This window comes from Miniphocaeibacter sp., assembly GCF_049276255.1.
GTDB lineage: Bacteria > Bacillota > Clostridia > Tissierellales > Peptoniphilaceae > Miniphocaeibacter.
In genome coordinates this window covers 25,052-51,805 of sequence record NZ_JBASWB010000035.1, presented here as the reverse complement: position 1 = coordinate 51,805, position 26,754 = coordinate 25,052, and the positions used below count along the sequence as shown (strand labels likewise).

The window sequence follows — 26,754 nt, the reverse complement described above, 5'->3', positions numbered from 1 at the left end:
TTTATATATTTAGGAAGGTAAGTTTTTTTACTAAGACAAAAAAAGAAGTGAAATAAAATTCACTTCTTTAGTTTATTGATAGTCTTCCCCTATTAAGTAATTGTAAAAGGCTTTGTTACAATATATTGTTCTTTGTTCGCTTTCAAAGTCATTGTTTTCTGTTAGCTCTGCTTTTACTTTTTCCTTGTCTTCTACTGTTGAAAAAGAATGTATTTCATATATTCCATTTTTTACTATATTATCAACTATTTCTACATATTCTTCTTTGTTCATATTGCTATTTGTTGTTGAATACAATGGTTGCCACCAAGATTCGTATAATAGTCCTTTTGCTTCTTCATTACCTTCATTTTTCTTAGCGTATTTTTCTATAATATCATTAAATTTTTCCATTTCATCTTCTGATAAAAATTCTATTGCTAAATCATATTCAACTGCATGTACAAAATAGTCCTCTCCATCCTGTACTACTTCATAGGTTGGACTTGCTTCCGGAACTGGTCCCCATTCAAGTAAGTATTTGTAGATTGAAATTTTTGGCTCTAGTTGAATTTTAGCCTGTATGTTTTCACTTCTTAATAGTCCAACTAGTTGATGGGCATGTTTTATGTCTGAATGTCCATAAACTATGGTTTTATCTTTTATAAAGTTAGAATCATTTTCTGATGTTTTTAAGTTATAACCTGTTACTGTTCCATTTTTTACTGCCTCATAGCCAACTTCTTCTAGTTTTTCATCTTTAAAGAGTAAGAAGGATTCCCATGTATTGTTTATTTTAGAACCAATGTCCGTGTCATAAATACTACCTATACAGTTTCGCCCTACTCCTGTACTATTTATTACTCTAGTTATTATATAGGCAAAATTGTCGGTATCCAGTTTATTTTCTTTGTATATTTCCTTAACTATGTCACTATTTACTATTCCTAAATCCAATGCACAGGCTAAGTAGTTTTTATTTTTACTATTTACTTTTACTTTATAGTAATTGTTTAATTTTTCATTTACCTTGTCCTTGTTATAGGTGAGAGCTAATTCCTCATATTGTGCATTTTTTATTGATACTTCTATTAATTTATCTGCAGAATAATCCCCTTCAATTTTTACTGCTTCTTCTCCAAATATTGTTTCAAAGCTTTCATTTATTCCCTTTACATCTACTGTTGATTTTTTCTCTAAATCCAAATCATAATACTCTTGTAAGTATGCATAATCGGATTCTTCCATTATTAATTTCCCTAATGGTTCTGTTTCTTCTTTATTACATGATGTTAATGTAAATGCTAACAATAATATTAATATTATTTTATTTTTAAGTTTCTTCATTATACATCCTCCTTTGTACCATTTTATCACATTCTTAGGCTAATGTTGTTTAATATATTAGTAAATTTATTTATTTTTAATATATAAGCGAAAAATATTTGTATTTTAAGTTTTTACTTTATAAAATATAGGCAAGGAGGAGATTTTATGTCAGACAATAATGATAAAAAAAACTTATTAGCTATGATTTTAGCCCTTGTAGTTATGATAATTGTAGGGGCAATTATTTCTAAATTTATAAAATAAAAAAGACATTACTTAAAAAGTAACATCTTCTAAATCTTATTTAATATTTTTTTATAGACAAATAATAAAGCTATTGAAAAAACAAGTAATAAACTATAATTTTTAATTGCTGTTAATAAGTTTATATAATTTAGTATTACTAGTTCGCCACGAAAGTTAATAATAAAAACAGTTATTAAAGCAAGTACACTTGCTGTTGTAATTAAAACTCCGGCTACTATATTCACCTTGTATATTGATGCATAAAACACAGTAAGGCTAGCAAGTAAGAAGTTTATTGCAAAGAATTTAAAAAAACTTCCTAAAGCCATGTTTAAGTTAAAGGGTTCTCTTGCTAATAATCCAGCTATTGTTATTAAAACTGAAAATATAGTTGAAAGCAAGAGTATTAAAAATACTGTTGTTTTAAATATTTCCCTTCTTGAATAACCTACTAAGATTGGAGTTTGTATATTAATAATTGCAGATATGCCAATTGTTAATATTGCAAGTATTACACCTATTTTTAATAAGACCAATAATTTAAATACAAAATTATCATTAAAAATATCTGGAAGATTATTGTAATTCATTTTTGCTTCATCAAATATATTTAAAAATATAAATATTAAAACTCCTATTGTTAAAGGTGGTAATATACTTTTAAAAACATATTTTGATAATTTTTTATAATTGTTCATATTTCACCTCTGAAGTTTATATTATTTAGAACTTCTTAATTTCCTTAAATGGATAGAGCCTTAAAAATGCAATTCCAACTATTGAGTCTTTTTTTATTGGACCAAAGGCTCGACTGTCATTACTATGCTCCCTATTATCTCCTAATACAAAAACTTCATCCTTTCCTATTTCCCAATATTTTTCATTTGTAAAACCGGTTATTCCCTTAGTCATTGTATAGTTTTCTACAAGTTCATTTTCATTAACATAAACCCTATTATTTTTAATTTCTACTGTATCTCCTTCTACAGCTATAACTCTTTTAATAAAGTCCTTCTTTTCCTTGTAAGGACTATGGAACTGAATAATATCTCCATATTTTAAGTCATCTAGAAGAAATCCTATTCTATTTACTAGGATAAAGTCATTTGTTTTTAATGTTGGCTCCATACTAATACCATCGACTATTGTTGTTCCACCTATAAATTTCAAAATTAGAAATGCTATAATTGCCGCTAGTACAACTGTTGATATTATTTCCTTAAATACCTGTTTAAAACTTACACTCTTTGTTTCCATTTTTTCTCCTAATTTAAATAATAATTATTATATATAATACACTATTTCTATTTTTAATAATAATCTATTATAAATTTATTAGCAACTATTCCAATTAATAGTAAGGGTAGAGAAAAGATTAAATTATTTACTAGGCTATTAGTTTCTGGAATAAAGTTATAAAATACCAAGACAAATACAAATAAAGTTCCTATTGCTACTCCACCAAGTATATAGTTCTTTTTAAAGGAGTAGGTTATTAAACTTGCTAGTGAATATATTGTTAAAAATTGTAAAAAATAGTCTAGAAAATATTTATAAAACTCCATTTCACCGATTTTACTAAATAACATTCCGGTAACTTTTATATTAATTCCCAAAACTGCCAGTAGGCTTATAAATAAGCTATAAATTATTCCAAGTAAGACCATTATTTTCACATTATTTGTAAAAATGGACCTTCTTGTTTGTCCCGTTAATATTTGTAAGTCTATATTAATGGCAAAGTCTATGGCATATATTACTGTAAATATATTTACTAGGGATTTTATTATTTCATCCCATTCTAAAAAAGTACTTTTTATTCTTATAGAATCCCTTACTATATTTATTTTAGAAAGAGCAAGTAATATAAGTAAAACTAAAAGAAAGGATAAAAAGTCCCATAAATATTCCTTTTTTTTAGTTTTGAAAAACCTAACTGAATTATTCATTTTAATATCTCCTTAAAACTTCTTTATATCCTATTAGTGATACAAGGGAAAATACTAGGTAATAAATATATTCTTTAAAGGACATAGTAAATTCTTTTAATAATATATCTATTGAAATATCCAGATCTGTTAAACCTACGATATTTAATGATAAAAAGCCATAAATTAAAATTATAAATCCTAATACCATATTTTTCTTAAAGGAAATAGCAATAAAACTTGCAGTTAAGGTTAATAATAGCAATTGTAAAAAAGTTCCAATAAAACTATTAAAAAATATATTTAAATCCATGCTATGATAAATTAATTCTTCATCGCCTATTTTAAAACCAAAAGATGCTATAGTAGCTATTATTAGGCAACTAGTGAAAATCATTACTAGTATCATAATAATATTTACATTAAATATACTTTTCCTACTGTAACCTGCTAGTAAATGTAATTTTACCGATACTACATATTCTATTACCATTCCGACAGTTACAATTAAAGCAAACATTGTTATTAAGGGTAATGCCCCAGCAGCAAGAACTAATTTTACGACTTCCTTATTTAGTCCGATTTTAATATCTTCAACAAAAAATAAGATTAAACTCAATACTGTACTTAAAACTACAGATGCTATTAAAAAATTTATCAAGTTTTTAAAATATTCTTTAAGTTGTATTTTTAATAAACATTCCATGTGATACTCCTTAGTTAGTATGAACAATTAAATTCTGTAATGTTATATTTTCAATTGTTATATTACTTTCTTCTATTTTCTCTAATTCTTCTTTTGTAAAATTGTCATAAATATAATATTTTTCCATTCCACCAAATTTTTCTACATCTATTATATTTTTGTCCTTTAGTATTTCTAGCTTCTCCGGTGAGCCCATAAAGGATTTGGCATTTTTGTTAATATTTTCTACTGAGTCAAATATTTTCACTTCTTTATCGGCTAAAAATATTACATCTTCAAAGTAATTTGCTGCCTCATCTATTATGTGGGTGGAAATTATTATTATTCTTGGATTAAGTTCTAAGTCCTCCATTAAGACCTGATAAAAGGCATACCTTGTTTTTGCATCAAGTCCTGATGTTGGCTCATCAAATATTGTTATTTTACCTCTTGTTGTTAAGCCAATTACTAAATTCACCAGGTTCTTTTCACCTTTTGAAAGCTTTTTGTATTTAGATTTTAAATTTATATTAAATTTTTCTACAAGGTAGGTATTAAATTCCCAATCCCAATTTTTATACAACTGTGAAAGGATTTTAAAAAGTTTTTTAATCCTATATTCTGTATAAAAGGCTTCTCCAAACATATCTTCTGAAATATAGACTATGTCTTCAACTACTGACTGGTTTTCCAATACAGTCTGACCATTAAATTTAATTTCACCTGTATAGCCTATTTTCAAGTTGGATATAGATTGTAGTAAGGTTGTTTTTCCTACTCCATTATTTCCTATTAAGCCGTATACTTTACTGTCTTCCATTTTTAAATTTATATTTTTAAGAATCTCTTTTTGTCCGTATTTTTTTCCATAATCTATTATTTCTAACATTATTCATCAACCTCCATTTGTCTTATTAATTCAATTAACTTGTTTTTATCTATATCCAGTCTTTTAGCCTCCCTTATTAATTCCGGTACTAAATTGTCTAAAAATTCCTTTTGTCTTTTTTCTATTATTATTTCTCTTGCTTTTTCTGTTACAAACATTCCTAAACCCCTTTTTTTATACAATACTCCTTCATCTGCCAGTATTGTTAAACCCTTTCTTGCTGTTGCAGGGTTAATATTATACATTTTTGAGAATTCATTTGTTGATGGAGCCTGATCTTCTGTTTTTAAATTTCCCGATATTATTTCATTTTCTACCATATCTACTATTTGTAAAAATATAGGTCTGTCAGAAGTCATATCCATAAAACCACCTCCTCTTAGTTGGTTAGTTAGTTGAGTAACTAAGTACATAATACATGAAGTGCTTTTTTATGTCAATAGTTTTTTGATTTTTATTTGAAATAAAAAAAATCTCCCATATTTTTATATGAGAGATTTGTAAATCTTTTATTAACTTATCTTACACAATTCCTACCTTGTCCACTTGAAGTATTGCCACAGGAACCATCTTGTAGTCTTTGTCCCTTGCCTCCTCCATTATTTCCAAGATATCTAAAATAGTTGTTGTTTTGCCTATTATTTCTTTCTTAAACTATAAAATCTAATTAAATTAGTATCTATATATTCTTCTGCATAAACAATCGGATTTCTTTCTTCATCAAAGTTTATACAATTAAGCTGTAAAAATGATTTAACATTTTCAGGAAAATATTCGGATAATATTTCTGTTTCATCTCTAGTTGTTGTTATAATTTCCACCTGATCACCGATTATTTCTTTACTGAGTTTACTTTTAAAAAAATCAAATAATGAATCTTCATAGTCTTTAATATATGCTAAATCTTTTTCATTGTTTAGCAATTTCAATGGAAAATAATCTATACAAAATACACAGGGTTTATCGTCTGCAAAAAAGATTTTTTTTGTTAGAACAATTTTTTCATCTTCTTTTACTTCTAATTTTTTATAAATATTTTTATCTACTTTTTCTACTATTTCAGGTTCTCCTATATGTTCTACTTTAGATTTATATCCAAATTCTTTTATCATATCAACATAAAGGGCAACCGGTGAAAATTGTGTATTTAATGGTAGGGATTTTTCATTTAAAAATGTACCTTTGCCATGTTTTCTTACAATTATTCCTTCATTTTCCAATTCACCTAGTACTGTTCGTACTGTAGTTCTGCTTACCTTATACATATTGGATAAATTATCTTCAGATGGAAGTTTATCTTCTCCCCTCTCCCTCATATTTTCAATATATTTTAAAAGTTCGATTTTTAATTGTTCACTTAATTTAATTCTGTTATTAATAAACACAAATAGCTCTCCTTTCTATAGCATATATTTAAGTATATCATTATAAAAATACTGTTGCATATTTTCATAATTAATGTTATTATTTTTATAAGGTAATACGTCTTACGTAATATCTTAATATAATAATTTTAGGGGGATTTTATGTTTACTAATGAACAACACAAAGAATTTTTAAAGAGAGCTATTGAGATTTCAAAAAATTCAAGAGCTAACAACAATACTCCATTTGGAGCTTTACTAGTAGATAAAGACGGAAATATTTTAATGGAGCAAGAAAATATTGAACTTACAGAAAATATTTGTACCGGACATGCTGAATGTACATTAGTTCAAAGGGCATCTCAAAAATATTCTAAAGATTTTTTATGGGACTGTACTTTATATACAACTGCTGAGCCATGTGCTATGTGTTCAGGCGCAATATATTGGGGTAATATAGGAACTGTTGTTTATGCAATGGAAGAAAAAAGATTGTTGGAATTAACAGGTAGTAACGACATTAACCCTACTTTTGATTTACCATGTAGAGATGTTTTTGCAAAGGGTCAAAAGGATATTAAGGTTATAGGACCTTTCCCGGAATTAGAAGTAGAAGCAGCTGAAGTACATAAAGGTTTTTGGGATTAAAAAGGTATAACTATGGAAAAAACTAAAGGTATTGATATTAATGCTAAGGTATCTTTAAGTAAAAATATTATTATGGGGTTACAACATGTTCTAACTATGTTTCCGGGTACTATAGCAGTACCTTTAATATTGGGAAACGCTTTACAGTTAGACTCAACAATGATTACTATTTTAATAGCCTCAAATTTATTTACAAGTGCTTTAGCAATTTTTATACAGGTTATTGGTGTTGGAAAACACATTGGATCTAAATTACCTATTGTTTTAGGTTCAGCTTTTGCTCCCTTAGCTCCTATGATAGCTATAGGTAGTGAATACAATTTCCCAACAATATTTGGAGCGGTTATTGGATCCGGTGTATTACTGTTTTTAAGTACATTTTTTTTAGAAAGATTAATTAAATTTTTTCCACCTGTAGTTGTTGGTTCTTTCGTAACAGTTATCGGTATAACTTTAGCACCTACAGCTTTTACTGACCTGGCAGGTGGTGGTGCTCATATTGAAGGTTTTGGAAGTATTAAAAATCTAATTTTAGGGATGATTGTACTTTTAATTATCATTTTACTTAGTTACTTTGGAAGTGAACTAATTAAAAATTTATCTATTTTAATAAGTATTGTAGCCGGAACTATAATATCTATTCCTCTTGGACTTCTGGATTTAAGCTCAGTAGGCGAAGCAAAATTATTTGAGTTAATTGTTCCTTTTAAACTGGGTTTTCCGGAATTTAGAATAGGCGCCATATTTATAATGACATTGTTTTGTTTTATAAATATGATTCAATGTTTTGGGGCATATGCTTTTCATGATGAAGTAACAAAATATAAAACTACAGATAAACAGAAAATTGATGGTATTAGAGGCCAAGCTTTTAGCCAAATTATTTCCGGGGGTTTTAACTCCTTTCCTTCTTCTATGTTTAATGAAAATATTGGAATTATTAAGCTATCAGGTATTGGTGCAAGATCAACTGTAATTACCAGTGGAATTATACTTTTAGGTATAAGTTTATCACCTAAACTATGTGCCTTAATAACATGTATACCAAAACCTGTTATTGGTGGAGCTACTCTTGGACTTTTTGGTACAATTACTGCAGCAGGGATATCTATTTTGTCATCAGTAGACTTTAATGATAATGCTAACTCCATTATAGTTGGTACAAGTATTGCTTTAGGTGTTGGTGCAAATTTTGCATCTGAAGCTTTGGAAAAATTACCTTCTGTACTTTCCATGTTGTTTAGTAACGGATTATTTGTCGTAGCCTTTTCTTCAGTAATATTAAATTTAATCTTTAATTTTAGAAAGTACTATCCAAAAAAATAATATTTAATAGTAAAAAAGATACTGGAAAATCCAGTATCTTTTTAAGTTTTATTAACTTATCTTCTACAATTCCTACCTTGTCCACTTGGAGTGTTTCCACAAGAACCATCTTGTAGTCTTTGTCCGTTGCCTCCTCCATTATTACCATGGTGTCCATAATAGTTGTTGTTTTGGCTATTATTTCTTGGTCTAGTGTTTTGATTATTGTTTTCTTGTTGTGTATTATTATTTACATTACCTTGTTGTGCATTGTTTTGATTAGCAGTGTTACCGGTAGTTACGTTAGCATTTTGAGCGTTAACATTTGTATTTTGTTTTTGTTCTGTTCCATTATTTACAGGATTATTTTTATTTCTTCCAGAATTATTATTTTCAACTCTTCCTGTACCATCTTGTAATCTTTGTCCGGTTCCTAAACCGTTACCTCTACCTTTTTTGTTTAACATGCCAATTCCTAAACCATAGTTTCCACATAGTTTTCTATAACCTAAATTTTCACCATCACAAAGATCTTTATTGCTTTCCATATTTGCAATTATTCTGTCAGCTTCTTCTCTATCTAAATAGCCATTGTCTACTTTTTCATTTATAAAGTTCTTCTTTATTGTAAACATTTCTTCTTTATATTCTTCCAATACACCAAAATCTTCAGCTATTTGTCCGTAGGTTTTTCCGGTATTGTTTCTTATTTCTATTATTTCCTCTAGTGGTTTATTAGTAATATTTGAAAGAATGTCCGGATGGGAAACCCTGTTATTTTCTACTGCTAAGGCAGTTGTTCCAACTCCTAGTGCCATTACTAAAGCCAATATTACTATTAATTTTTTACTTATTTTCTTCATTTTATTCCCCCTTATGTCTTTGTTTAAATACATTATATAAAGACATAATGTCATTTATGTGTCATTTTAATATTTTTTCGTAATTAAATATAAAACAAGTTCCTTTTTTATATCGGGACTTTACTGTTAGTTGACCTGAATGTTTTTCTGCTATTTCCCTTGCTATGGAAAGTCCTAAGCCTGTTCCCTTAGAATTTTTTTCAGAATTATCTTTATAGAATCTATTAAAAACAAGCTCTAAATCCCTCTCTTTTATTCCTATACCATTATCACAAATTGAAATACTGTTTTTTTCACCTATTACTTTTATTTCAGCATTTTCTTCAGAAAATTTTATTGCATTATCTATTAATATTAAAAACATCTGTCTCAGTCTACCATAGTCACCCCTTATTAAAACGTTAGGAATATTTTCTTTAATTATTGTTATATTTTTTCCCAATGCTAATTTCCTACTACTTCTTATAATATCGTCAATTAAATCCGTTAGGGATATTTCCGATATTTCTATTGAAAAATCAGGTGATTCTAATTTTGTTAGATCAAGTAAATCTCCAACTAGTCTTTGGAGGGAATTTACCTCTCCCAATACCTGTGAATTATATTCTTGTAGTTCTTCTACTGTTGGGTTTTCTTTTATATTAAAGTTTTCCAAGGTACTTTTCATTACAGTTATTGGAGTTTTTAATTCATGGGCAATTTGTGCTAAAAAATTTTTCCTATCATTTTCTAATTTTATAATATCCTCTGCTTCTTTTAAAAGAATTGGTCCGGTAAAAACCTTTGAAAGATATATTGATAGGAGTATTGCTATTAGAAGCCCAATTCCTATTGACATAACCAGGGCTTTTACTCCCTGCTCCACTGCATCTTCTATTCCTGTTACCGGAGAATGAAGAAGTACTACTTGCTTGTTGTCACCATTGTCCGATACTATTGGAACACCAACGGTAATTGTTTGTTCCCCTAAAATATCTGAAAAAACTTCACTTACCTCTACTTGACCTGATAATGCCTGTTTAATTATTTTTTCTGCATTTTCCGGTAAATTTATTTCTGTGTCGTATATATCATCTTCCGGTAAATTATCCTCTTCATTATTTTGCATATTTCTTTTATACATTCTCCCCATACCTGTGCCGTTACCATTTTCATGGGAATGCATATTATTATGCATTTGTGAGTGGGATGTTATTACATTTAAATTTTCATCTACTAACCAAGCATCTGCACCGGCAATTGAGTTAATGGATTTTAAATACATGCCATAACCACCCATTTGCCCTTTTCCTAAGTCTAAGGTGCTAATATTTTCAGCTATTGTTTCAGCTCTTTCTATTAATAAATTTTCTTGTAATTCTATTGTCTGTTTTTTAGATATTCCAAAGAAAATAAATCCAATTATTAATGAAAATATAACCAGTACTATACCAAAATATAAACTAAGTCTTTTTGCTGATACATTATTTTTCTTTTTTCTCTTCAAATTTGTATCCTACTCCTCTTATTGTTTCAATGTCCCAACTTGGATGGTCATATTTGTTTAACTTTGCCCTTAGTCTTTTTATATGACTGTCTATAGTTCTAGTGTCACCATAATAATCATAGCCCCAAAGGGAGTCTAAAAGATTATTTCTACTAAAAACCTTGTTTTTATTACTTGCTAATGTCCAAAGAATTTCCGTTTCCTTTTTTGTTAAAGGAATAACTTCTCCATTTAATTTTACTATATAGGTGTCTAAATCCATATATAGATTATCATACTCCAATATTTGACTTTTATCTTCTTCAAAGGAAATCCTTCTAATTATGGCTTTTATTCTGGCAAGTATTTCCTCTAGTGAAAAAGGCTTTACTATATAGTCATCGGCTCCTATTTCCAGACCCATTATTCTTTCAAAATCCTCTCCTCTTGCTGTTACCATTATTACCGGAACCATAGAGGTTTTTCTAATTTCCCTACAAACCTCAAATCCATCTTTTTTTGGCATCATTATATCCAACAATATCAGGTCCGGGTTTTCTTCTTCAAATACCTTTAGTGTTTCTTCTCCATCATAGGTAGATATAGTTTCAAAGCCGGATTTTTCTAAATAACTTGCTAAGTTTTCATTTATTTTTTTATTATCATCTGCAATTAAAATTTTCATTACAATCTCCTCTAAAATTCTACTACATTATATATACCTATTTTATATGTCTTTTAAATGTTTTATTTATTATAAATTTATTTTTGTTTAGCGACTAAACAATATTGACTTATTGGTTAAAAAAGACTATACTCTTCTAGTGGGGAGGAATATTTATGTTGTGTGAAGTTATAAGTAAATACTTTAATAATTTAGATTCTTATTTAAATGATGAAAAATCACCAAGAGATTATGGTTCAGGGCAACTATTATACCAATCTGAGATTAACTTCATAAATGCAATATATAATAATCCTGAATCAAATGCAATGGAGTTATCAAAAAAGTTAAATATAACTAGAGGTGCTGTTACACAATATGGTAACAAATTAGAGGAAAAAGGTATTGTTACAAGATATTTAAAAGAAGGAAATAAGAAAGAAAAATATTATAAATTAACTGAACTAGGTTATAAAATAGTTTCAGGGTTTATTCAATACCATAAAGATGCTAATAAGGAAATTTGTAATTATCTTTCTAGTTTAACACCGGAAGAAATATCTACAATTACAGAATTTTTAGACAGAATATCCGATTTACCTGTTACGAAATGTAATTTCGATTCCGGTAAATGTTATTTTGATAATGAATTACTAAAGGGGGTAATTTAATGTTAGAACTTAGAAACATTGGTTATAATGCCATTGATGAAGATGGTTCTATTAAGGAAATATTAAAAAATGTTAATTTAACTGTAGACACTGACAGTTTTGTTGTTATAACAGGTCCAAATGGTAGTGGAAAATCTACTTTAGCTAAAATTATTATGGGTTTAGAAAAACCTACTACCGGACAAATTTTTCTTGATGGTAAGGATGTAACCAATTTAAATATAACCGATAGAGCAAACACAGGTATTGGCTTTGCTTTTCAACAACCTGTTAGATTTAAGGGGCTAACTGTAAGGGATCTTTTAAGATTTGCTGCCGGTAAAAACCTAAGTACACATGAAGCTTGTGATTATTTGTCTCAAGTAGGCCTATGTGCAATTAATTATGTAAACCGAGAATTAAATGATAGTCTTTCCGGTGGAGAAATGAAAAGAATTGAAATTGCTATGTTAATGGCAAGACAAGTTAAACTTTCAATTTTCGATGAACCGGAAGCGGGTATAGATTTATGGAGCTTTAATAATTTAATAGAAGTTTTTAAAAAGTTAAAAGAAACTACTAAGGGTTCTATTATGATTATTTCCCATCAAGAAAGAATTCTTGATATTGCTGATAAAGTTGTTGTTCTTGCAAATGGAACAATTACTGCTGAAGGTAAAAAGGATGAAATTTTACCTAGTTTATTAAGTACACAAGATATTTGTGAATTATATGTAAAGGGGGTTTAATATGAACGAAGTTAGAGAACGTATTTTAAATACTGTTGCGGACATGTCCGGCGAACCTACCGGTGCATATAATATAAGAGTAAATGGTAAAAGTGAAGGTAGGGCCAGTACTAAAAATATTCAAATAGAAGGCAGAGAAGATGGAAAAGGCATTAATATTTATGTAAAACCGGGAACTAAAAATGAATTTGCCCATATTCCTGTTGTTATTGACAATAGTGGAGTAGTTGATATGGTTTACAACGACTTCTACATTGGCGATAATTGTGATATACAAATTATTGCCGGTTGTGGTATTCATAACGACGGTACCCATTTAACACAACATGACGGTATTCATACTTTTCATATAGGTAAGAATTCTAAGGTTAAATATGTGGAAAAACACTATGGCGAAGGTGGTGGCAGTGGTGAAAATGTTCTAAACCCTGTTACTATTATCCATCTAGATGAAGGCAGTAATTTAGAAATGGAATCCGTTCAAATTGAAGGAGTTAATTCTACTAAAAGAGTTACTGAGGCTACTATTGCAGACGATGCTTCTTTAACAATAAAAGAAATAATTATGACTAGTGGAACTCAATCAGCTATTACGGATTTTAAAGTTGACTTAAATGGCGAAAATTCAAGTGCAGCACTTTCTTCCCGTTCTGTAGCAAAGGATAATTCAAAACAGTATTTCTACTCTGTAATTAATGGAAATAACTCATGTACAGGACATTCTGAATGTGATGCTATAATTATGGACAATGCCATGGTTAAGGCTGTTCCAGATGTTACTGCAAACCATGTTGACGCTTCCCTTATTCATGAAGCTGCAATAGGTAAAATAGCCGGTGCACAAATAAATAAACTGTTAACTCTTGGAATGACTGAAGAAGAAGCTGAACAAGAAATAGTAAATGGTTTCTTAAGATAAGAGAAAAGTAAAAAAATTAAACGAACCCCAAAATCCAAATAAGGATTTTGGGGTTTTTAAATTTCAAAATAGGTATAATATCCACCTTACATATTGGTTAATAGATTTCGTACTTAGCAGATAGATTTAGACTTCCTTACCCTAGTCAAAATCTTTGATTTTGTTACAGGTCTCATGCAACTTGTTGTCAAATTTCATATTTGTTTACAACAATCTGCTGACCTACCTACAATTTGTTTCACAAATTGGCTTACTTTATTTTCGTCATTAGCAGGCTACGTTTGCCAAATCATAGATTTGGACTTCCCTGCATATTGAAGCCCTAGTCAAAATCTTTGATTTTGTTACAGGTCTCATGTCAGATTTCTACAATAGTAGTTTGCTACGATTGGTTTGAAATTACGACTGAAGCCCTAGTTAAAAGCTTTGATTTTGCTACAGGTCTCATGCAACTTGTTGTCAAATTTTATATTTGTTTACAACAATCTGCTGACCTACCTACAATTTGTTTCACAAATTGGGTTAGGTCATTAATACCCAATCATCATATCGGCTATTACCCTGGTTTTTTCTATATTATTTTCTTTAAGCTTATCTTTTACACTTTGAACCATTCCTGTTGTTCCAGAAATGTAATAATAAGGTTCGTTTCCATATTTTTCTATTATTTTATCTATTTCTTCGTTTGTTTCCACTCGATTTTTAGTTGTATGTAGAACAAGTCTATTATTCTTTTCGGAAATTTCTTCAAGGTCATCTAGGTACATATAGTAATTCTTTGAAGAATATACCAACTCCATCATACAGCCTATTTCATCTTCTAGGGATTTTAGTAATCCCCTAACAGGTGTTATACCAATTCCACCGGCTACTAAAACCATTGGACACATTTCTTCCTTTTTAACAAACATCCCCATAGGTCCTTCAATTGCTATAATATCTCCTGGTTTTTTTGACAGTAATTCCCTTTTAAAATCACTAATATTTTCCCCTGTTCTTGTTCCTAGCATTATGAAACCCTCTTCCGGTGCTGAGGCTATGGACAAGGTTCTTTTATCATTTTCATTTATTTTACTTTCCGGCATTTTTACAATAACAAATTGTCCGGCTTTCCAGCTAAATTCATCTAAAGGTTTTAATTTTATTGAATAGTAATCTTCTTCTGTATTTTCTATTGAAATAATTTCAGCTTTAATTCTTCTCATAATTCCCCCCTTGTTTATAATTTTACTAGTAATTATATCATAATTTAATTTACTAATTAGTATAATTTTATATTTTTATTATATAATATATTCCATTACAGCAATAAAACCAACTCTATTAATTATAGAATTCCTTTATTTTTAGCCATTCTACAAATCATAGGTAGGTTTTTGTAATACACAAGTATATGATGTTAATAAAAAGAGATGAATATGACAATCGAAAAAAATATAATGAATAAACGAAAGGATTTAGGACTTACACAAAAAACATTAGCTGAAAATTTAAATGTCTCTGACAAGACAATTTCCAGTTGGGAAAATGAAAGGACCTACCCTGATATTGAAATGTTAATACAACTAAGGGATTTTTTAAATCTTTCCTTAGACGAGCTTATAAAGGAGGATATTAAAATGGTTAAAAATATTGACGAAAATGTTAAAGATGGAAAAAAGTGGAAAAAATGAAATAAGCTTATTATAATAGCTTTTGTACTTTTAATTGTACTTCTATTTATTACTAGTCAGGTTAAGTTTGTTTAATTTATCAATATAATGAAAATCTTAATTACAAAAGGATATAGTAAACTATTTAAGTTTAACCATATCCTTTTTCTTGTAATTATTATTAATCTAACTCCAAAGCTCCTGTATATAGTTGATAATATGTTCCATGTTCTTTTATTAAGTCCTCATGGTCCCCTCTTTCAATTATTTTTCCATTTTCAAGTACCATAATTGCATTGGAATTTCTAATTGTTGAAAGTCTGTGGGCTATTACAAATACAGTTCTACCTATCATAAGGCTGTCCATTCCCTTTTGAACTATTGCTTCTGTTCTAGTGTCTATACTGGATGTTGCTTCATCTAGTATTAAAACCGGTGGGTCTGCTACTGCTGCTCTTGCTATTGACAGTAGTTGTCTTTGTCCTTGGGATAGTTCCTCTCCATTGTCTGTAAGCATGGTGTTGTACCCGTCAGGTAAAAGATTAATAAAGAAATCTGCATTAGCAAGTTTTGCTGCCATTTTAACTTCTTCATCTGTTGCATCTAATCTACCGTAACGAATATTTTCCATTATTGTTCCTGTAAAAAGATTAGTATCTTGTAGTACCATTCCAAGTGAACGTCTTAAATCATCTTTCTTTATTCTTTTAATGTCTATTCCATCATAAAGAATTTGTCCCTTTTGAATGTCATAAAATCTATTTATTAAATTTGTTATTGTGGTTTTTCCTGCTCCTGTTGAACCTACAAAGGCAATTTTCTGTCCCGGTTTTGCAAAAAGGTTTATATCATGAAGGATGGTTTTTTTACCATCATAACTAAAGGTTACGTCTTTAAATCTTACATCACCTTTTAATTCTACATATTTATAGCCATCTTCTACTGGAACTTTCCAAGCCCATGTTCTTGTTTTACAATCGGTTTCTGTACATTCTCCGTCTTTAAATTCTGCATTAACCAGTGTTACATTACCTTCATCAACTTCCGGTTCTATGTCTATAACATTGAAAATTCTCTCTGCTCCTGCTAATGCCATTATTATAAAGTTGGCCTGGTTTGATATTCTTCCAAATGGCATGGCAAAACTTCTTGTTAGTTGTAAGAATGATGCAATTGTTCCAACTGTTATTGCACTAAAGCCTGTTACTATTAAAACAGAGCCGACAAAGGCAGTTAAAACATACTGGATAAAACCAATATTATTTACTACTGGCATCATTATATTGGCAAATCTATTGGCATTTGTAGCACTGTGGCAAAGTCTGTCATTTAATTTTTCAAAATCCTCTACTGTGCTATTTTCATGGTTAAAAACCTTTATAACTTTTTGACCATTAATCATTTCCTCTATAAAACCATTTACATTTGCAATGTCCGTTTGTTGTCTAACAAAATATTTTCCACTTCTTGATGTTATTGTTTTTGCTGCAATCATCATTATTATTACCATAACAACTGCTAAAATAGAAAGTGGTATGTTTATTATAACCATTGCTATAAATACAGTTACTATTGTTATTAAAGACGAGAAGGTATCTGGTATACTTTGGGTAATCATCTGTCTTAAAGCATCAACATCATTTGTATAAAGTGACATTAAATCCCCATGGCTATTTTTATCAAAAAATTCTATTGGTAAACTTTGCATATGTTTGAAAAGGTCATCTCTAATTCTTTTTAAGACCCCTTGGCCAATATTTACCATTAATCTACTGTAGATATAATTTGCTATTACTCCTGTATAATACAAGGCTCCCATTAAAATAATTGTTCTTATTAAATGTGAAAGGTCAGGATTTTGACTTCCAATTAAAGGAGTTATTACATTATCTATAAGATACATTACAAACAAAGGTCCTACTAGATAGGAAATTGAACTAATAAATATTGTAATTGCTACAACTACAGATTGTATTTTATATGTTCCAAATACATACTTTAATAATCTTTTTGCAGTTTTTCCTCTACTACTGTTCATCAAATAATCCTCCTTTCTGTTGAGAGTTATATATTTCTTGGTATATTTTATTGGTTTTCATTAGCTCTTCTGGTGAGCCAATAGCCACAATTTTCCCTCGGTCTAAAATAATAATTTTATCTGAATCTTCAATAGAATGAATTCTTTGAGCTATTATTATTTTAGTAACATTAGGAATTTCCTCCCTAAAGGCTTTTCTAATCGATGCATCGGTTTTAGTATCGACAGCTGAAGTAGAATCATCTAGAATTAAGATTTTAGGATTTTTTAACAAGGCCCTTGCTATACAAACCCTTTGTCTTTGTCCTCCAGAAAGATTTGTTCCTCCCTGGTCTAATATAGTACTATAACCATCTGGTAGACTCATAATAAAATCATGGGCTTGAGCTAATTTACATGCATGAATTATTTCATCATCACTAGCATCTTTATTTCCCCATTTTAAATTTTCTTTAATAGTTCCAGAGAAAAGTACATTTTTTTGTAATACCATGGCTACAGAATCCCTTAAAACAGTTAAATCATAGTCCTTAACATTTTTACCGGCTATTTTAACCTGTCCTAATGTTACATCGTATAATCTTGGAATTAATTGAACTAAGGTAGATTTACCAGTACCTGTTCCACCAATTATTCCTACTGTTTCCCCTGATTCTATTTTAAAGTCTATATCCCTTAAGGCTAGTTTATTTATATCATCAACATAGCTAAATCCAACATTTTCAAATACTATTTCCCCATTTTCCACTTCTTCTATTGGATTTTCTCCATTAACTAGATTTGGGTTAGTATTTAATACTTCCGATATTCTTTCCATAGATGTTCTTGCAATAATTATCATTACAAATAACATTGAAAACATTACTAGACTATTTAATATTTGCCAAGCATAGGTTATTAAACTCATAAGTTGACCTGTTGTCATAGTTTCTGAAATTATTTGTGTTGAGCCAATCCATGAAATAAAAATTATTGCTGTAAATATTGAAAACTGTATAACCGGATTGTTGAAAACAACTATTTTTTCTGCCTTTTTAAATAGGTTGAAAATTAAAAGTGACATTTTGTCAAATTTTTTAATTTCCTCATCTTCTCTTACATAGGATTTTACAACTCTTATTCCTGAAACATTTTCTTGTACAACCTTGTTTAAGTTATCATACTCATCAAAGACTTTTTCAAAAATTGGATGGGCTTTTAATATTATAAGAAATAATATTACTCCTAAAAATGGAATAATAATTAAAAATATCATTGCAACTTTAAAATTAATTCTTAGTGCCATAACTAAGGCAAATATTAACATCAACGGTGACCTAACTACTGTTCTAACTAACATCTGATAGGCATTTTGTATATTTGTAACATCTGTTGTTAATCTTGTTACTAATCCTGATGTTGAAAATTCATCAATGTTTTGAAAAGAAAATGTTTGAATTTTTTTAAATATATCAAGTCTTAAGTTTTTTGCAAATCCAGCTGATGAACTAGCGGCAAATCTACCTGCTAAAACTCCTGATATTAAAGACAAAATTGCCATTATTATTAGAATTATTCCTATTTTTGTTATATATTCCATGTCCTGTTTTGCCAGGCCCTTGTCTATTATCCATGCCATCATAAAAGGCATTAAAACTTCTAATATAACTTCAAAGGAAACAAATAACGGCGCTAAAAAACTATCTTTTTTATATTCCCTTACGGATTTTAAAATATTTTTTAACATATGCACCCCCTAAATATTCTCTTCTATATTACTCATTATTTTATCTAATACTTTTGAAAGTATTTCCAAATCCCCTTTACTAATTCCATTTGTTAGTATTTTCTCGTAATTATTAATTTCAACAGATATTTTCTTCTGTAAGTCTATCCCCTTTTTTGTTAATTTTATTTTTTTTACTCTAGCATCTTCTTTAGAAATTGTCCTGGTAATAAGTTCTTTTCCCTCTATTAATTGAATTATTCCAGTTACTGTTGAACGTCTTAAATTAAATTCTTCCTCTATTTCTTTTTGATAAATCTCATAGTTTTTACCTTTTCTGACAATAAAATTTAAAATTCTAGCTTGTGTACCAGTTACACCGTATTTTTCTGCCATTTGGTCAAAACCCCACTTAATTTTTTTTGACGCTATATTAATTTTTTTCCCACAATATATTTTATTCATAATTTCACCTTTTCTAGTTAGCTCCCTAACATATTATATGATTTTTCTTTTTTTTGTCAATATATATCTTTTATTTCTAAATAGGTTATAATTAATGAAGTAATGGAGTTGGATATATGATTTATTTTATTATTAATCCCAATGCTAGTTCAGGACTAGGTGAGAAAACTTGGGAAGAATTAAAAAAAATTTTAGATAATAGAAAAATAGAATATGATTTTGCCTTAACTACTAGGGAAAAAAGAGCAGATTTTATTGCTGATGAAATTTCTAAGAATTTAGTGAAACCAATAACCATTGGTATTATTGGTGGAGATGGTACTATAAATGAAGTAATTAACGGTTTGAAAAACTTTGATTTAGTTACCTTAGGAGTTATTCCCATAGGTTCTGGTAATGATTTTGTAAGGTCCTATGGTTATAAAACAAGTTTGCAAAATTACTTGGAAATAATTTTGTCTCCTAAAAAAATCCTTAATTATAATATTGGGAAAACTAAAAATAGTTTTTCTGAAAGAAAATTTATTGTATCTTCCGGAATTGGATTTGATGCCCAAATAACCTACACTGTTAATAATTCAAAATTTAGGAAAATATTTAAAAATACACCTATTAGTAAATTAGTCTATATCTTTAGTACTTTAAAGGTAATTTTTCAGTTTAAGCCAGTAGCTTTTACAGTTATAGAGGAAGGAAAAACAAATATTTTCAATTCTCCCTTTTTTTCTGTAATTATGAATACACCATATGAAGGTAAGGGAGTAAAGTTCTGTCCTGATGCAAAAGGTTACGATGATATTTTTGATTTTTGTATAATAAATACTAGAAATAAATTTAAATTGGCATTTTTAACCCTTAGAGCATTTTCAGGCAAGCATGTTAAAAGTAAGGATGTTTATATTTCAAAGGGAAAATATTTTAAAATTGAAACTTCTAAAGAGCTTCACTGTCATACAGATGGAGAACAAGTTGGAAAAAGTAATTGGGCAGAATTTATCTTATTAAAAGAAAAAATAAAAATTATAGTGAAATAGAATACTATTTGAAAATAAAGACTAGCTATTATTTGTTAACAAATAATAGCTAGTCTTTATTTTATATAATTGATTTTTAGATAAATATAATATAGAATATATTTATCATATAATATATGTTATACTATATATTGATTTATTTTTATATTATATATCAATTTAAATTTTATTATTTGAAAGGAAGATTCACAATGAAAAGTATAAGTTTAAGAAGATTTTTATTTGTATTGTTTGTTGGAATATTAACTACATTCTTTTTATTTAATATTTCATCTGCAAACAGTAAACCTCCAGCTCCTAAGTTGGAAATAACTGATGACTCGACTGATGAAACTAAATCGGTTATAACAGTAACACCAAATAACCCTGATGAAATAAGTGGAGTAAATATGAAAGTAGACAACAGCTCTAAAAAATATAAATTAGAGGCTAAAGATGGAGGGAATTATTATACTGCTACTATTCCTAAAAAAGACGTTGAACAATTAGTTGAAGTTGCAGAAGTCTATAAAGGGGGAAAGTTTTCAGAGATTGCAAAAGGGAAAATCCCTGTACTAAAAACCATTGCTCCAAAATTGGAAATAAAAACAGATGCTGCACAAGATACTCGTGTAATAGTAAAGGTGACTCCTAAAAATCCAGATAAAGTTAAGAAAATAATTCTTGAAATAGATGGTAAAGAAGTTCAATTAACACAACAATCCGGTGGAGCTTACTATACTGTTTCTGTAGACAGAATAGATAAAGACCAAAAAGTAGAAGTTTCTGTTCAAGAAGAAGGAATGGCTCTTTCTGATATAGTTAAAGGAATTATACCTTATATTGGTCCAACACCAGCTCCTAAAGTTGTTATTAGCACTGATCCTTCAGATTCCAGTAAGGCAATTATAAAGGTTTATCCTAGTAATATAGGAAATACAGTATATATTGCTGCCAAAATAGATAATGTTTCAGTTAAATTAAACCCTGTTAATAGTGAATATTATCAAGCAATTGTTGACAAAAAAGATGTTGAACAAAGGCTTGAGGTCTCTGCTAAAGAAAAGGACTTAAATATCTCAGCTATTGTAAAAGAAACCATACCGGTATTAGAAAATATTACAACTCCTGATGATAGTAAACCTGATAATACTAGTCCTGATAACTCTAGACCTGATGTGGATAAACCTGATAAACCTTCTAATAAAGATAATATTTTAGAACTATCTGGTAAAGATAGATTTGACACTTCCTTAAAAGTATCTAGGGAATATAAATCAGCAGATACTGTTATATTAGCAAACGGTTATAAAGATACGGATATTTTAACTGCAACGGTTCTTGGTGCTAAAATCGATGCACCTGTTATTTTAATAAATGGCAACAGTGTTTCTGCAGAAGTATTTACAGAAATTGATCGTTTAGGTGCTAAAGACATTATTTTATCTGGTGGATATTCATCCATATCTAAAGCGGTAGAAAATTCTTTAAGTGAATATGATAAAGATAATGTTGAAAGACTATCTGGTTCCAATAGATTTGAAACCGCTGTTGAAGTAGCTAAAAAAATAAGAGCCATAACAGGAGAAAATGAAAATTCTGTTTTAGTAGATGGAACTAATTTCCCAGATGCTGTTTCAGTAGTAAGTTTAGCAGTATCTGAAAATGCCCCTATTTTATTAACATCTCCAAGCTCACTTCCTAATGTAACAATTAAAGCTATATCCGATTTTAACTTATCCAATATTTTTATTGGTGGCGGAAGTAACTCTGTATCAAAAGATATTGAAATATCTTTAAGCAATAAGTATAAGGTTGAAAGAATCTATGGTTCTGATAGATATGAAACATCTCTTGCTGTTGCTAAAAGAGTGTATCCAGAAGCTAGTAGAATTGTTATAGCCAGTGGCGAGCAATATGCAGATGCTTTAGTAGCTGTTCCATATGCTACTAAAAATGACATTCCTACTATAATGGTAGCTAAAAATTCAATGAAACCATCTGTTGAAAATTTTATTAAAGGTCAAGTAACAGACATAACTATTGTTGGAGGAAGTAACTCAATAACACAAACCGTTAGAGATCGATTAAAAAATTTAATAAAATAACAACTAAAAAACTTATTATATTGTAATATTAAAAAATATAATGGGTATACTATATAATGTAGAATTAGCGTTCTGCCTTTGTTATATTTATAAATACGACTGTGTTTTATAAAAACATTTTAATATTATATGATTAATCAATAAAAATCCTGATAAATCAGGATTTTTATTGATTTTTTATTGTCTTAAGCTCCTTAACTGTTTCATCTACATTTTCCCCATGCCATGTTGTTCCTTTAAAAAAGCTTTCTATTGATAGACTTCCACTTGTTCTTAAACTACTTAATCCCTTTACTTGTGCCGTTAACTTTATTACACTATTCCTAGTATAAATATCTATATCATAGTTAAACTGGCCTTCTGTAACATCTACCTTCTCTATTTCATCTTTAGGTATTGCCAAACTTATTTTTTCTTTCTTTAAATTCGTTTTAAAACCTAACATTCCCTTTAAAACTTTTAATAAAATTATTTCATTTTCACATATTTGTAATATATAAAAATCCCCAGAGAAAAAATCCTCTATTTTCCCAGCTAAATTATCAGACCTGTATTTTACAATAATGTTTCTGTCTTCCTCTGGAGTAAAACCTAGTTCTTCAATTACTTCTAAAACCCTTCCTTCTTTTGCCATCTAATTCCTCCTAATTTTTTATTACCATATAACAATAATAACTAAAAAAAGCCGTTTTGGATTATTTTAATCCTGAACGGCTTATTTTTATTCTCATTTAACATTATTTATTATAAATACGTAAAATTTGAATAAAATTATTACTATCTACAATAGTTTCTCTGTTTGCATTGGAATATCTATTAATGATATTTTTATAATTAAATAGCCCTATTCCCCTGTCCACTCCCTTTGTAGAATAGTTTCTATTAAAAATTTTTGATAGCTCTATTTCATCCCTTATTGTATTCTTTATTATAATAGTAAAGCCTAAGTTATTCTGTACTATGGAAATATCTACTTTACCATTTTTTAGTTCCTTAACCTGGTCTATGGCATTGTCTATTAAAATCCCTATAGCTCTAATACAATCTATAATATCCATCTCAATATGGTCAATTTCATCTAAAATATATAAGCTATAGTCAATATTCCTATCCTCCATATTAATTAATTTAGAAAGTATCAAACCCTTTAACTCAACAATTTTTATTTTTCCCAGACTGTTTATTTCATCTATGCTTTTACCAGTTTCATCCTTGAAATTTAAAATTACATTATCTAAGTATTCCTTTATTTCCTCTAAATTCCCCTGTTGAACATAATAATATATTCCTGAAACAACATTCTTATAATCATGCTTTAAAGCACTACTTACCTCTTGTACCTTCTCCATTTTTCTTATATAGAACTTTTGATTTAACAACTCTGTCTCTTTTATTTTCAACTGTTTGTTTTTGAATACAATATAGGATGAAATCCCTATTAAAATCATAATTATTAAAATTTCCACTAAAAAACTAATAGCTATTTTAATAAAGACTATATTATCCTTAACCTCACCGCTATATAAAGATTCTAAAAATAGTTCATCGGTATATATACTCGTAGCAACGCCTATAAGAAAGGAAATTATTATAAATAACTCCAGTAAACCATTAAATTCAATACTATATAATAATTTATTTAATTCTTTCCTTCGTAATATCCTATACAGTATTATCTGTAATGATAAGGTTATAACATAGGTTAATAACCCTATTAAGTACCCATTTAATGATATGTTTTCCACTACATATTCTCCAGTCATTAATAAAATACTTGACATACTGTAAAAAAATCCATAGCTAATATAAGAAATTAAAATGGACAAGAGCAATCTATATTTAGATTCTCTATTGTATTTCCATATTTTAAAAATTATAGGATAGTATATAATGCTTACAATACTACCTAGCACAATATAATAAAAAATACTTCTACTTCCAAAAAACATTTCATAGGAGATTTTTATATTTAAGGCTAAGGATATTATTAAAATTATAAAAGATAGGGTTATTCTAGCAATATTCTTGAATTTTTTGTTAAATAACAACTCTACTGTCTTTATTGACATATAAAGAGTAAAAAAATAAAATAAACAATATACTAACAATATAATAATCTGATAAATAATTTCTCTTTCCATGGTTTTCTCCTATTTTAGTATCTCTTTCAATGTTTTAACTTTCTTTCTTGATACTCTGCACCTATCTCCATTACTTAAAACTATATAATATTCTTTTGAGTTTAGATTTATAATTTTATCTAAAGATACTAAATAGGAACGATGAACTCTAAAGAATTTTTTATTTAATTCCCCTTCAATTTCATTTAAATTTCCATAAAATTCCATTACTTTATTTTCCATATACAAATTTATTCTATGCTTATTATCTGAAGTTTTAAAATATAGAATATCCTCTACAGGCACATATCTTATTTCACCATGTAGTTCTATAGTGAAGTAGCTTTTATCACTATTTTTTTCTGAAATTATTCTATTATGAATACTGTCTAATACCCTATTCAATCTTTTCCTAAAACTATCCCTATTATCTTTTATAATATAGTCTAAAGCCTCTATATTATATTTAAAGGTGTCCAAAGCCAGTTCATCATGTACAGTTACAAAAACTATAAACCCTCTAGGGTCTTTTCTTCTTAATTCCATTGCAAGACCTAGACCATTTTGCTCATTCTCTTTAAACCCAATATCTAAAAAATATATATTTCTTCTAGTATTATCCTTTAATTCCTTTAACATAGTTTCCGGTGATTCAAAGCCTTTCCTTATTTTCATATCATACTGCTGTATTAGAATATATTTTTCTATTTCAGTAACTAAAATATTTTGGAAAACTAAATTATCTTCACATATATAAATATCAATCATATTTCTACTCCAATTTACCTTATATCTATATTATAGTTTAAACTGTAAATTTTATTATTAAAATTCCCAATTTGTCATTTATTATTCCTAAACTACCCTTTAATATCTATAAATTTATAATATTTCTATTCTTAACCTATTTAAAATAAAGTCTTTAATAAATTAAAGCTTTTTATTTTTTTAAGATCAATTAAATATGGTATGAAATATTTAATTAACTATATTTTAATAATTATATAGATTAATCGTTATTTATATTACAATTTACTTGAAAATACGAATAATATAAATTAGGAAGGTCTATATGAAAAATCTTACAAATAATACGGTTTTAAATTATATATATATGATATTTGGAACATTTTTAATAGCTTTAGGAATAAATGTATTCTTTATTCCCTATGGAATTGTATCAGGCGGCATGAATGGAGTTAGTGTCATACTATTTCATATTTTAAAAATTTCACCGGATATTACCCTATTTGTTTCAAATTTTCCCCTATTATTACTTAGTATTTTATTTTTAGGTAAGAAGTATACAGTAAATACGATTTTCTGTTCCTTTTTGCTTCCTGTATTTGTTAAACTAATAAATAATATTCCTGTATTTCAAGGGGATACTATACTAGCATCAATTTTTGGCGCTTGTATTACAGGACTTGGCATCGGTCTTGTTTTTAAAGGCGGAAGCTCCACTGGAGGCACAGCTATTATTCAACAGATAGTACATAAATACTTTAAAATTCCACTAAGTTTTGCTGTTATTTTAATTGATGGTCTTGTGTTACTAGGTGCATTTTTCTTTTTTGATCTTTCAACAGGATTATACTCTATAATTTCTCTATTTATAATCGGAAAAATGGTAGATATTACTCAAATGGGTGGTCGTCCTGCTAAAACTGCTATAGTCATAACAAACCAAACTGAAGAACTAATTCATAAATTAACAGTTCCTCTCTATCTTGGTGTTACTATTCTAAAGGAAAAGGAGCATATAATAGGGAGGATAAGGATATATTACTATGTACTTTCCCAGAAAAAACAATTATTGATGTTAAAAATGCCATCTATAGTATAGATCCTAAGGCTTTCTGTATTTTAATCGATACAAAGGAAGTCCTTGGAAATAGATGGCAGGATTATCTTGAAATATAATATATTCACTACTTTGAATATATTATATATGTATAGGGTATCTTTAA

28 protein-coding genes are annotated in these 26,754 nt (G+C 28.4%); 10 read left to right on the top strand and 18 right to left on the bottom strand.

What is annotated here, in order from left to right; all coding sequences use genetic code 11:
- Positions 1–72: 72 nt before the first annotated feature.
- The 8 genes from WAO56_RS03620 to WAO56_RS03585 form a co-directional block, all read right to left on the bottom strand.
- On the bottom strand, positions 73–1,326 hold the full coding sequence (locus WAO56_RS03620; protein ID WP_422146271.1) for a hypothetical protein: 1,254 nt from the start codon (positions 1,324–1,326) through the stop codon (positions 73–75).
- Positions 1,327–1,601: 275 nt separating this feature from the next.
- On the bottom strand, positions 1,602–2,252 hold the full coding sequence (locus tag WAO56_RS03615; protein WP_422143459.1) for a hypothetical protein: 651 nt from the start codon (positions 2,250–2,252) through the stop codon (positions 1,602–1,604).
- 25 nt (positions 2,253–2,277) lie between these two features.
- Positions 2,278–2,811 (bottom strand): signal peptidase I, encoded by a 534-nt coding sequence (gene lepB, locus WAO56_RS03610; RefSeq protein ID WP_422146270.1) that lies wholly within the window; start codon positions 2,809–2,811, stop codon positions 2,278–2,280.
- Between the two features lie 53 nt (positions 2,812–2,864).
- Entirely contained in the window at positions 2,865–3,503 is a 639-nt protein-coding gene (locus WAO56_RS03605) for a hypothetical protein (RefSeq protein ID WP_422146269.1), read from the bottom strand.
- 1 nt (position 3,504) lies between these two features.
- Entirely contained in the window at positions 3,505–4,188 is a 684-nt protein-coding gene (locus tag WAO56_RS03600; protein ID WP_422143456.1) for a hypothetical protein, read from the bottom strand.
- Positions 4,189–4,198: 10 nt separating this feature from the next.
- Positions 4,199–5,056 carry an ATP-binding cassette domain-containing protein gene (locus WAO56_RS03595; protein ID WP_422143455.1) on the bottom strand — a complete coding sequence of 286 codons (858 nt, stop codon included), beginning with the start codon at positions 5,054–5,056 and terminating at the stop codon, positions 4,199–4,201.
- The gene (locus WAO56_RS03590) at positions 5,056–5,421 is read right to left on the bottom strand and encodes a GntR family transcriptional regulator (RefSeq protein WP_422143454.1); all 366 of its coding nucleotides are present in this window, start codon (positions 5,419–5,421) and stop codon (positions 5,056–5,058) included. Before WAO56_RS03590 ends, WAO56_RS03595 begins: the two co-directional genes overlap by 1 nt.
- Positions 5,422–5,694: 273 nt before the next feature.
- Positions 5,695–6,441, bottom strand: a complete 747-nt coding sequence (locus WAO56_RS03585; protein WP_422143453.1) for a GntR family transcriptional regulator — start codon at positions 6,439–6,441, stop codon at positions 5,695–5,697.
- A 141-nt stretch (positions 6,442–6,582) separates the two neighbouring features.
- Here WAO56_RS03585 and WAO56_RS03580 point away from each other — a divergent pair, with 141 nt between their 5' ends.
- Both WAO56_RS03580 and WAO56_RS03575 read left to right on the top strand, forming a co-directional pair.
- Positions 6,583–7,068: a nucleoside deaminase gene (locus WAO56_RS03580; protein ID WP_422143452.1), complete on the top strand. Its 486-nt coding sequence runs from the start codon at positions 6,583–6,585 to the stop codon at positions 7,066–7,068.
- Between the two features lie 12 nt (positions 7,069–7,080).
- Positions 7,081–8,394: a uracil-xanthine permease family protein gene (locus WAO56_RS03575; RefSeq protein ID WP_422143451.1), complete on the top strand. Its 1,314-nt coding sequence runs from the start codon at positions 7,081–7,083 to the stop codon at positions 8,392–8,394.
- 56 nt (positions 8,395–8,450) lie between these two features.
- Here WAO56_RS03575 and WAO56_RS03570 read toward each other — a convergent pair whose 3' ends face one another.
- The 3 genes from WAO56_RS03570 to WAO56_RS03560 form a co-directional block, all read right to left on the bottom strand.
- The gene (locus WAO56_RS03570) at positions 8,451–9,236 is read right to left on the bottom strand and encodes a DUF2680 domain-containing protein (protein ID WP_422143450.1); all 786 of its coding nucleotides are present in this window, start codon (positions 9,234–9,236) and stop codon (positions 8,451–8,453) included.
- A gap of 61 nt (positions 9,237–9,297) precedes the next feature.
- Positions 9,298–10,722, bottom strand: a complete 1,425-nt coding sequence (locus WAO56_RS03565) for a sensor histidine kinase (RefSeq protein ID WP_422143449.1) — start codon at positions 10,720–10,722, stop codon at positions 9,298–9,300.
- A complete protein-coding gene (locus WAO56_RS03560; RefSeq protein ID WP_422143448.1) occupies positions 10,700–11,386 on the bottom strand; it encodes a response regulator transcription factor in 687 nt (228 codons plus the stop codon). The genes WAO56_RS03565 and WAO56_RS03560 overlap by 23 nt, the downstream gene beginning before the upstream one ends.
- Positions 11,387–11,541: 155 nt before the next feature.
- Between WAO56_RS03560 and WAO56_RS03555 the strand changes: the two genes are divergently transcribed.
- Genes WAO56_RS03555 through WAO56_RS03545 form a run of 3 tightly spaced genes read left to right on the top strand, consistent with a single transcriptional unit; the run spans position 11,542 to position 13,683 of the window.
- Positions 11,542–12,036, top strand: a complete 495-nt coding sequence (locus tag WAO56_RS03555) for a MarR family transcriptional regulator (RefSeq protein WP_422143447.1) — start codon at positions 11,542–11,544, stop codon at positions 12,034–12,036.
- Positions 12,036–12,764 carry an ABC transporter ATP-binding protein gene (locus tag WAO56_RS03550; protein WP_422143446.1) on the top strand — a complete coding sequence of 243 codons (729 nt, stop codon included), beginning with the start codon at positions 12,036–12,038 and terminating at the stop codon, positions 12,762–12,764. The genes WAO56_RS03555 and WAO56_RS03550 overlap by 1 nt, the downstream gene beginning before the upstream one ends.
- Before the next feature lies 1 nt (position 12,765).
- Positions 12,766–13,683: a SufB/SufD family protein gene (locus WAO56_RS03545; protein WP_422143445.1), complete on the top strand. Its 918-nt coding sequence runs from the start codon at positions 12,766–12,768 to the stop codon at positions 13,681–13,683.
- A gap of 530 nt (positions 13,684–14,213) precedes the next feature.
- Here WAO56_RS03545 and WAO56_RS03540 read toward each other — a convergent pair.
- On the bottom strand, positions 14,214–14,888 hold the full coding sequence (locus WAO56_RS03540) for an FAD-dependent oxidoreductase (RefSeq protein ID WP_422143444.1): 675 nt from the start codon (positions 14,886–14,888) through the stop codon (positions 14,214–14,216).
- A 213-nt stretch (positions 14,889–15,101) separates the two neighbouring features.
- Here WAO56_RS03540 and WAO56_RS03535 point away from each other — a divergent pair, with 213 nt between their 5' ends.
- Positions 15,102–15,356, top strand: a complete 255-nt coding sequence (locus tag WAO56_RS03535; RefSeq protein ID WP_422143443.1) for a helix-turn-helix domain-containing protein — start codon at positions 15,102–15,104, stop codon at positions 15,354–15,356.
- Between the two features lie 160 nt (positions 15,357–15,516).
- Here the strand turns inward: WAO56_RS03535 and WAO56_RS03530 are convergent, their stop codons facing one another.
- The 3 genes from WAO56_RS03530 to WAO56_RS03520 are packed head-to-tail and all read right to left on the bottom strand — an operon-like array spanning position 15,517 to position 19,543.
- Entirely contained in the window at positions 15,517–17,373 is a 1,857-nt protein-coding gene (locus WAO56_RS03530; protein WP_422143442.1) for an ABC transporter ATP-binding protein, read from the bottom strand.
- Positions 17,363–19,099 carry an ABC transporter ATP-binding protein gene (locus WAO56_RS03525; protein WP_422143441.1) on the bottom strand — a complete coding sequence of 579 codons (1,737 nt, stop codon included), beginning with the start codon at positions 19,097–19,099 and terminating at the stop codon, positions 17,363–17,365. Before WAO56_RS03525 ends, WAO56_RS03530 begins: the two co-directional genes overlap by 11 nt.
- 9 nt (positions 19,100–19,108) lie before the next feature.
- Positions 19,109–19,543, bottom strand: coding sequence for a MarR family winged helix-turn-helix transcriptional regulator (locus WAO56_RS03520; RefSeq protein ID WP_422143440.1), 435 nt, complete (start codon positions 19,541–19,543; stop codon positions 19,109–19,111).
- Positions 19,544–19,659: 116 nt separating this feature from the next.
- Between WAO56_RS03520 and WAO56_RS03515 the strand changes: the two genes are divergently transcribed.
- Positions 19,660–20,577, top strand: a complete 918-nt coding sequence (locus WAO56_RS03515) for a diacylglycerol/lipid kinase family protein (protein WP_422143439.1) — start codon at positions 19,660–19,662, stop codon at positions 20,575–20,577.
- Positions 20,578–20,768: 191 nt separating this feature from the next.
- On the top strand, positions 20,769–22,664 hold the full coding sequence (locus tag WAO56_RS03510; protein ID WP_422143438.1) for a cell wall-binding repeat-containing protein: 1,896 nt from the start codon (positions 20,769–20,771) through the stop codon (positions 22,662–22,664).
- A gap of 166 nt (positions 22,665–22,830) precedes the next feature.
- On the opposite strand, the gene WAO56_RS03505 is transcribed toward WAO56_RS03510, so the two are convergent.
- From WAO56_RS03505 to WAO56_RS03495, 3 genes are all read right to left on the bottom strand, one after another.
- Positions 22,831–23,298, bottom strand: coding sequence for a hypothetical protein (locus WAO56_RS03505; protein ID WP_422143437.1), 468 nt, complete (start codon positions 23,296–23,298; stop codon positions 22,831–22,833).
- A 103-nt stretch (positions 23,299–23,401) separates the two neighbouring features.
- The gene (locus WAO56_RS03500) at positions 23,402–24,805 is read right to left on the bottom strand and encodes a sensor histidine kinase (protein ID WP_422143436.1); all 1,404 of its coding nucleotides are present in this window, start codon (positions 24,803–24,805) and stop codon (positions 23,402–23,404) included.
- 9 nt (positions 24,806–24,814) lie between these two features.
- Positions 24,815–25,552, bottom strand: coding sequence for a LytR/AlgR family response regulator transcription factor (locus tag WAO56_RS03495; RefSeq protein WP_422143435.1), 738 nt, complete (start codon positions 25,550–25,552; stop codon positions 24,815–24,817).
- Between the two features lie 304 nt (positions 25,553–25,856).
- Between WAO56_RS03495 and WAO56_RS03490 the strand changes: the two genes are divergently transcribed.
- Both WAO56_RS03490 and WAO56_RS03485 read left to right on the top strand, forming a co-directional pair.
- Complete coding sequence (locus WAO56_RS03490) at positions 25,857–26,630, top strand: YitT family protein (RefSeq protein WP_422143434.1); 774 nt, start codon at positions 25,857–25,859, stop codon at positions 26,628–26,630.
- Complete coding sequence (locus tag WAO56_RS03485) at positions 26,567–26,707, top strand: DUF2179 domain-containing protein (RefSeq protein ID WP_422143464.1); 141 nt, start codon at positions 26,567–26,569, stop codon at positions 26,705–26,707. Before WAO56_RS03490 ends, WAO56_RS03485 begins: the two co-directional genes overlap by 64 nt.
- The last annotated feature ends 47 nt before the right edge of the window (positions 26,708–26,754 follow it).

Coding starts and splice junctions, on each gene's coding strand:
- WAO56_RS03530 (WP_422143442.1), bottom strand. CDS start 17,373: ATGAACAGTAGTAGAGGAAAAACTGCAAAAAGATTATTAAAGTATGTA.
- WAO56_RS03615 (WP_422143459.1), bottom strand. CDS start 2,252: ATGAACAATTATAAAAAATTATCAAAATATGTTTTTAAAAGTATATTA.
- WAO56_RS03600 (WP_422143456.1), bottom strand. CDS start 4,188: ATGGAATGTTTATTAAAAATACAACTTAAAGAATATTTTAAAAACTTG.
- WAO56_RS03540 (WP_422143444.1), bottom strand. CDS start 14,888: ATGAGAAGAATTAAAGCTGAAATTATTTCAATAGAAAATACAGAAGAA.
- WAO56_RS03505 (WP_422143437.1), bottom strand. CDS start 23,298: ATGGCAAAAGAAGGAAGGGTTTTAGAAGTAATTGAAGAACTAGGTTTT.
- WAO56_RS03555 (WP_422143447.1), top strand. CDS start 11,542: ATGTTGTGTGAAGTTATAAGTAAATACTTTAATAATTTAGATTCTTAT.
- lepB (WP_422146270.1), bottom strand. CDS start 2,811: ATGGAAACAAAGAGTGTAAGTTTTAAACAGGTATTTAAGGAAATAATA.
- WAO56_RS03580 (WP_422143452.1), top strand. CDS start 6,583: ATGTTTACTAATGAACAACACAAAGAATTTTTAAAGAGAGCTATTGAG.
- WAO56_RS03535 (WP_422143443.1), top strand. CDS start 15,102: ATGACAATCGAAAAAAATATAATGAATAAACGAAAGGATTTAGGACTT.
- WAO56_RS03490 (WP_422143434.1), top strand. CDS start 25,857: ATGAAAAATCTTACAAATAATACGGTTTTAAATTATATATATATGATA.
- WAO56_RS03550 (WP_422143446.1), top strand. CDS start 12,036: ATGTTAGAACTTAGAAACATTGGTTATAATGCCATTGATGAAGATGGT.
- WAO56_RS03510 (WP_422143438.1), top strand. CDS start 20,769: ATGAAAAGTATAAGTTTAAGAAGATTTTTATTTGTATTGTTTGTTGGA.
- WAO56_RS03525 (WP_422143441.1), bottom strand. CDS start 19,099: ATGTTAAAAAATATTTTAAAATCCGTAAGGGAATATAAAAAAGATAGT.
- WAO56_RS03515 (WP_422143439.1), top strand. CDS start 19,660: ATGATTTATTTTATTATTAATCCCAATGCTAGTTCAGGACTAGGTGAG.
- WAO56_RS03495 (WP_422143435.1), bottom strand. CDS start 25,552: ATGATTGATATTTATATATGTGAAGATAATTTAGTTTTCCAAAATATT.
- WAO56_RS03560 (WP_422143448.1), bottom strand. CDS start 11,386: ATGAAAATTTTAATTGCAGATGATAATAAAAAAATAAATGAAAACTTA.
- WAO56_RS03520 (WP_422143440.1), bottom strand. CDS start 19,543: ATGAATAAAATATATTGTGGGAAAAAAATTAATATAGCGTCAAAAAAA.
- WAO56_RS03500 (WP_422143436.1), bottom strand. CDS start 24,805: ATGGAAAGAGAAATTATTTATCAGATTATTATATTGTTAGTATATTGT.
- WAO56_RS03620 (WP_422146271.1), bottom strand. CDS start 1,326: ATGAAGAAACTTAAAAATAAAATAATATTAATATTATTGTTAGCATTT.
- WAO56_RS03590 (WP_422143454.1), bottom strand. CDS start 5,421: ATGGATATGACTTCTGACAGACCTATATTTTTACAAATAGTAGATATG.
- WAO56_RS03595 (WP_422143455.1), bottom strand. CDS start 5,056: ATGTTAGAAATAATAGATTATGGAAAAAAATACGGACAAAAAGAGATT.
- WAO56_RS03570 (WP_422143450.1), bottom strand. CDS start 9,236: ATGAAGAAAATAAGTAAAAAATTAATAGTAATATTGGCTTTAGTAATG.
- WAO56_RS03545 (WP_422143445.1), top strand. CDS start 12,766: ATGAACGAAGTTAGAGAACGTATTTTAAATACTGTTGCGGACATGTCC.
- WAO56_RS03575 (WP_422143451.1), top strand. CDS start 7,081: ATGGAAAAAACTAAAGGTATTGATATTAATGCTAAGGTATCTTTAAGT.
- WAO56_RS03605 (WP_422146269.1), bottom strand. CDS start 3,503: ATGAATAATTCAGTTAGGTTTTTCAAAACTAAAAAAAAGGAATATTTA.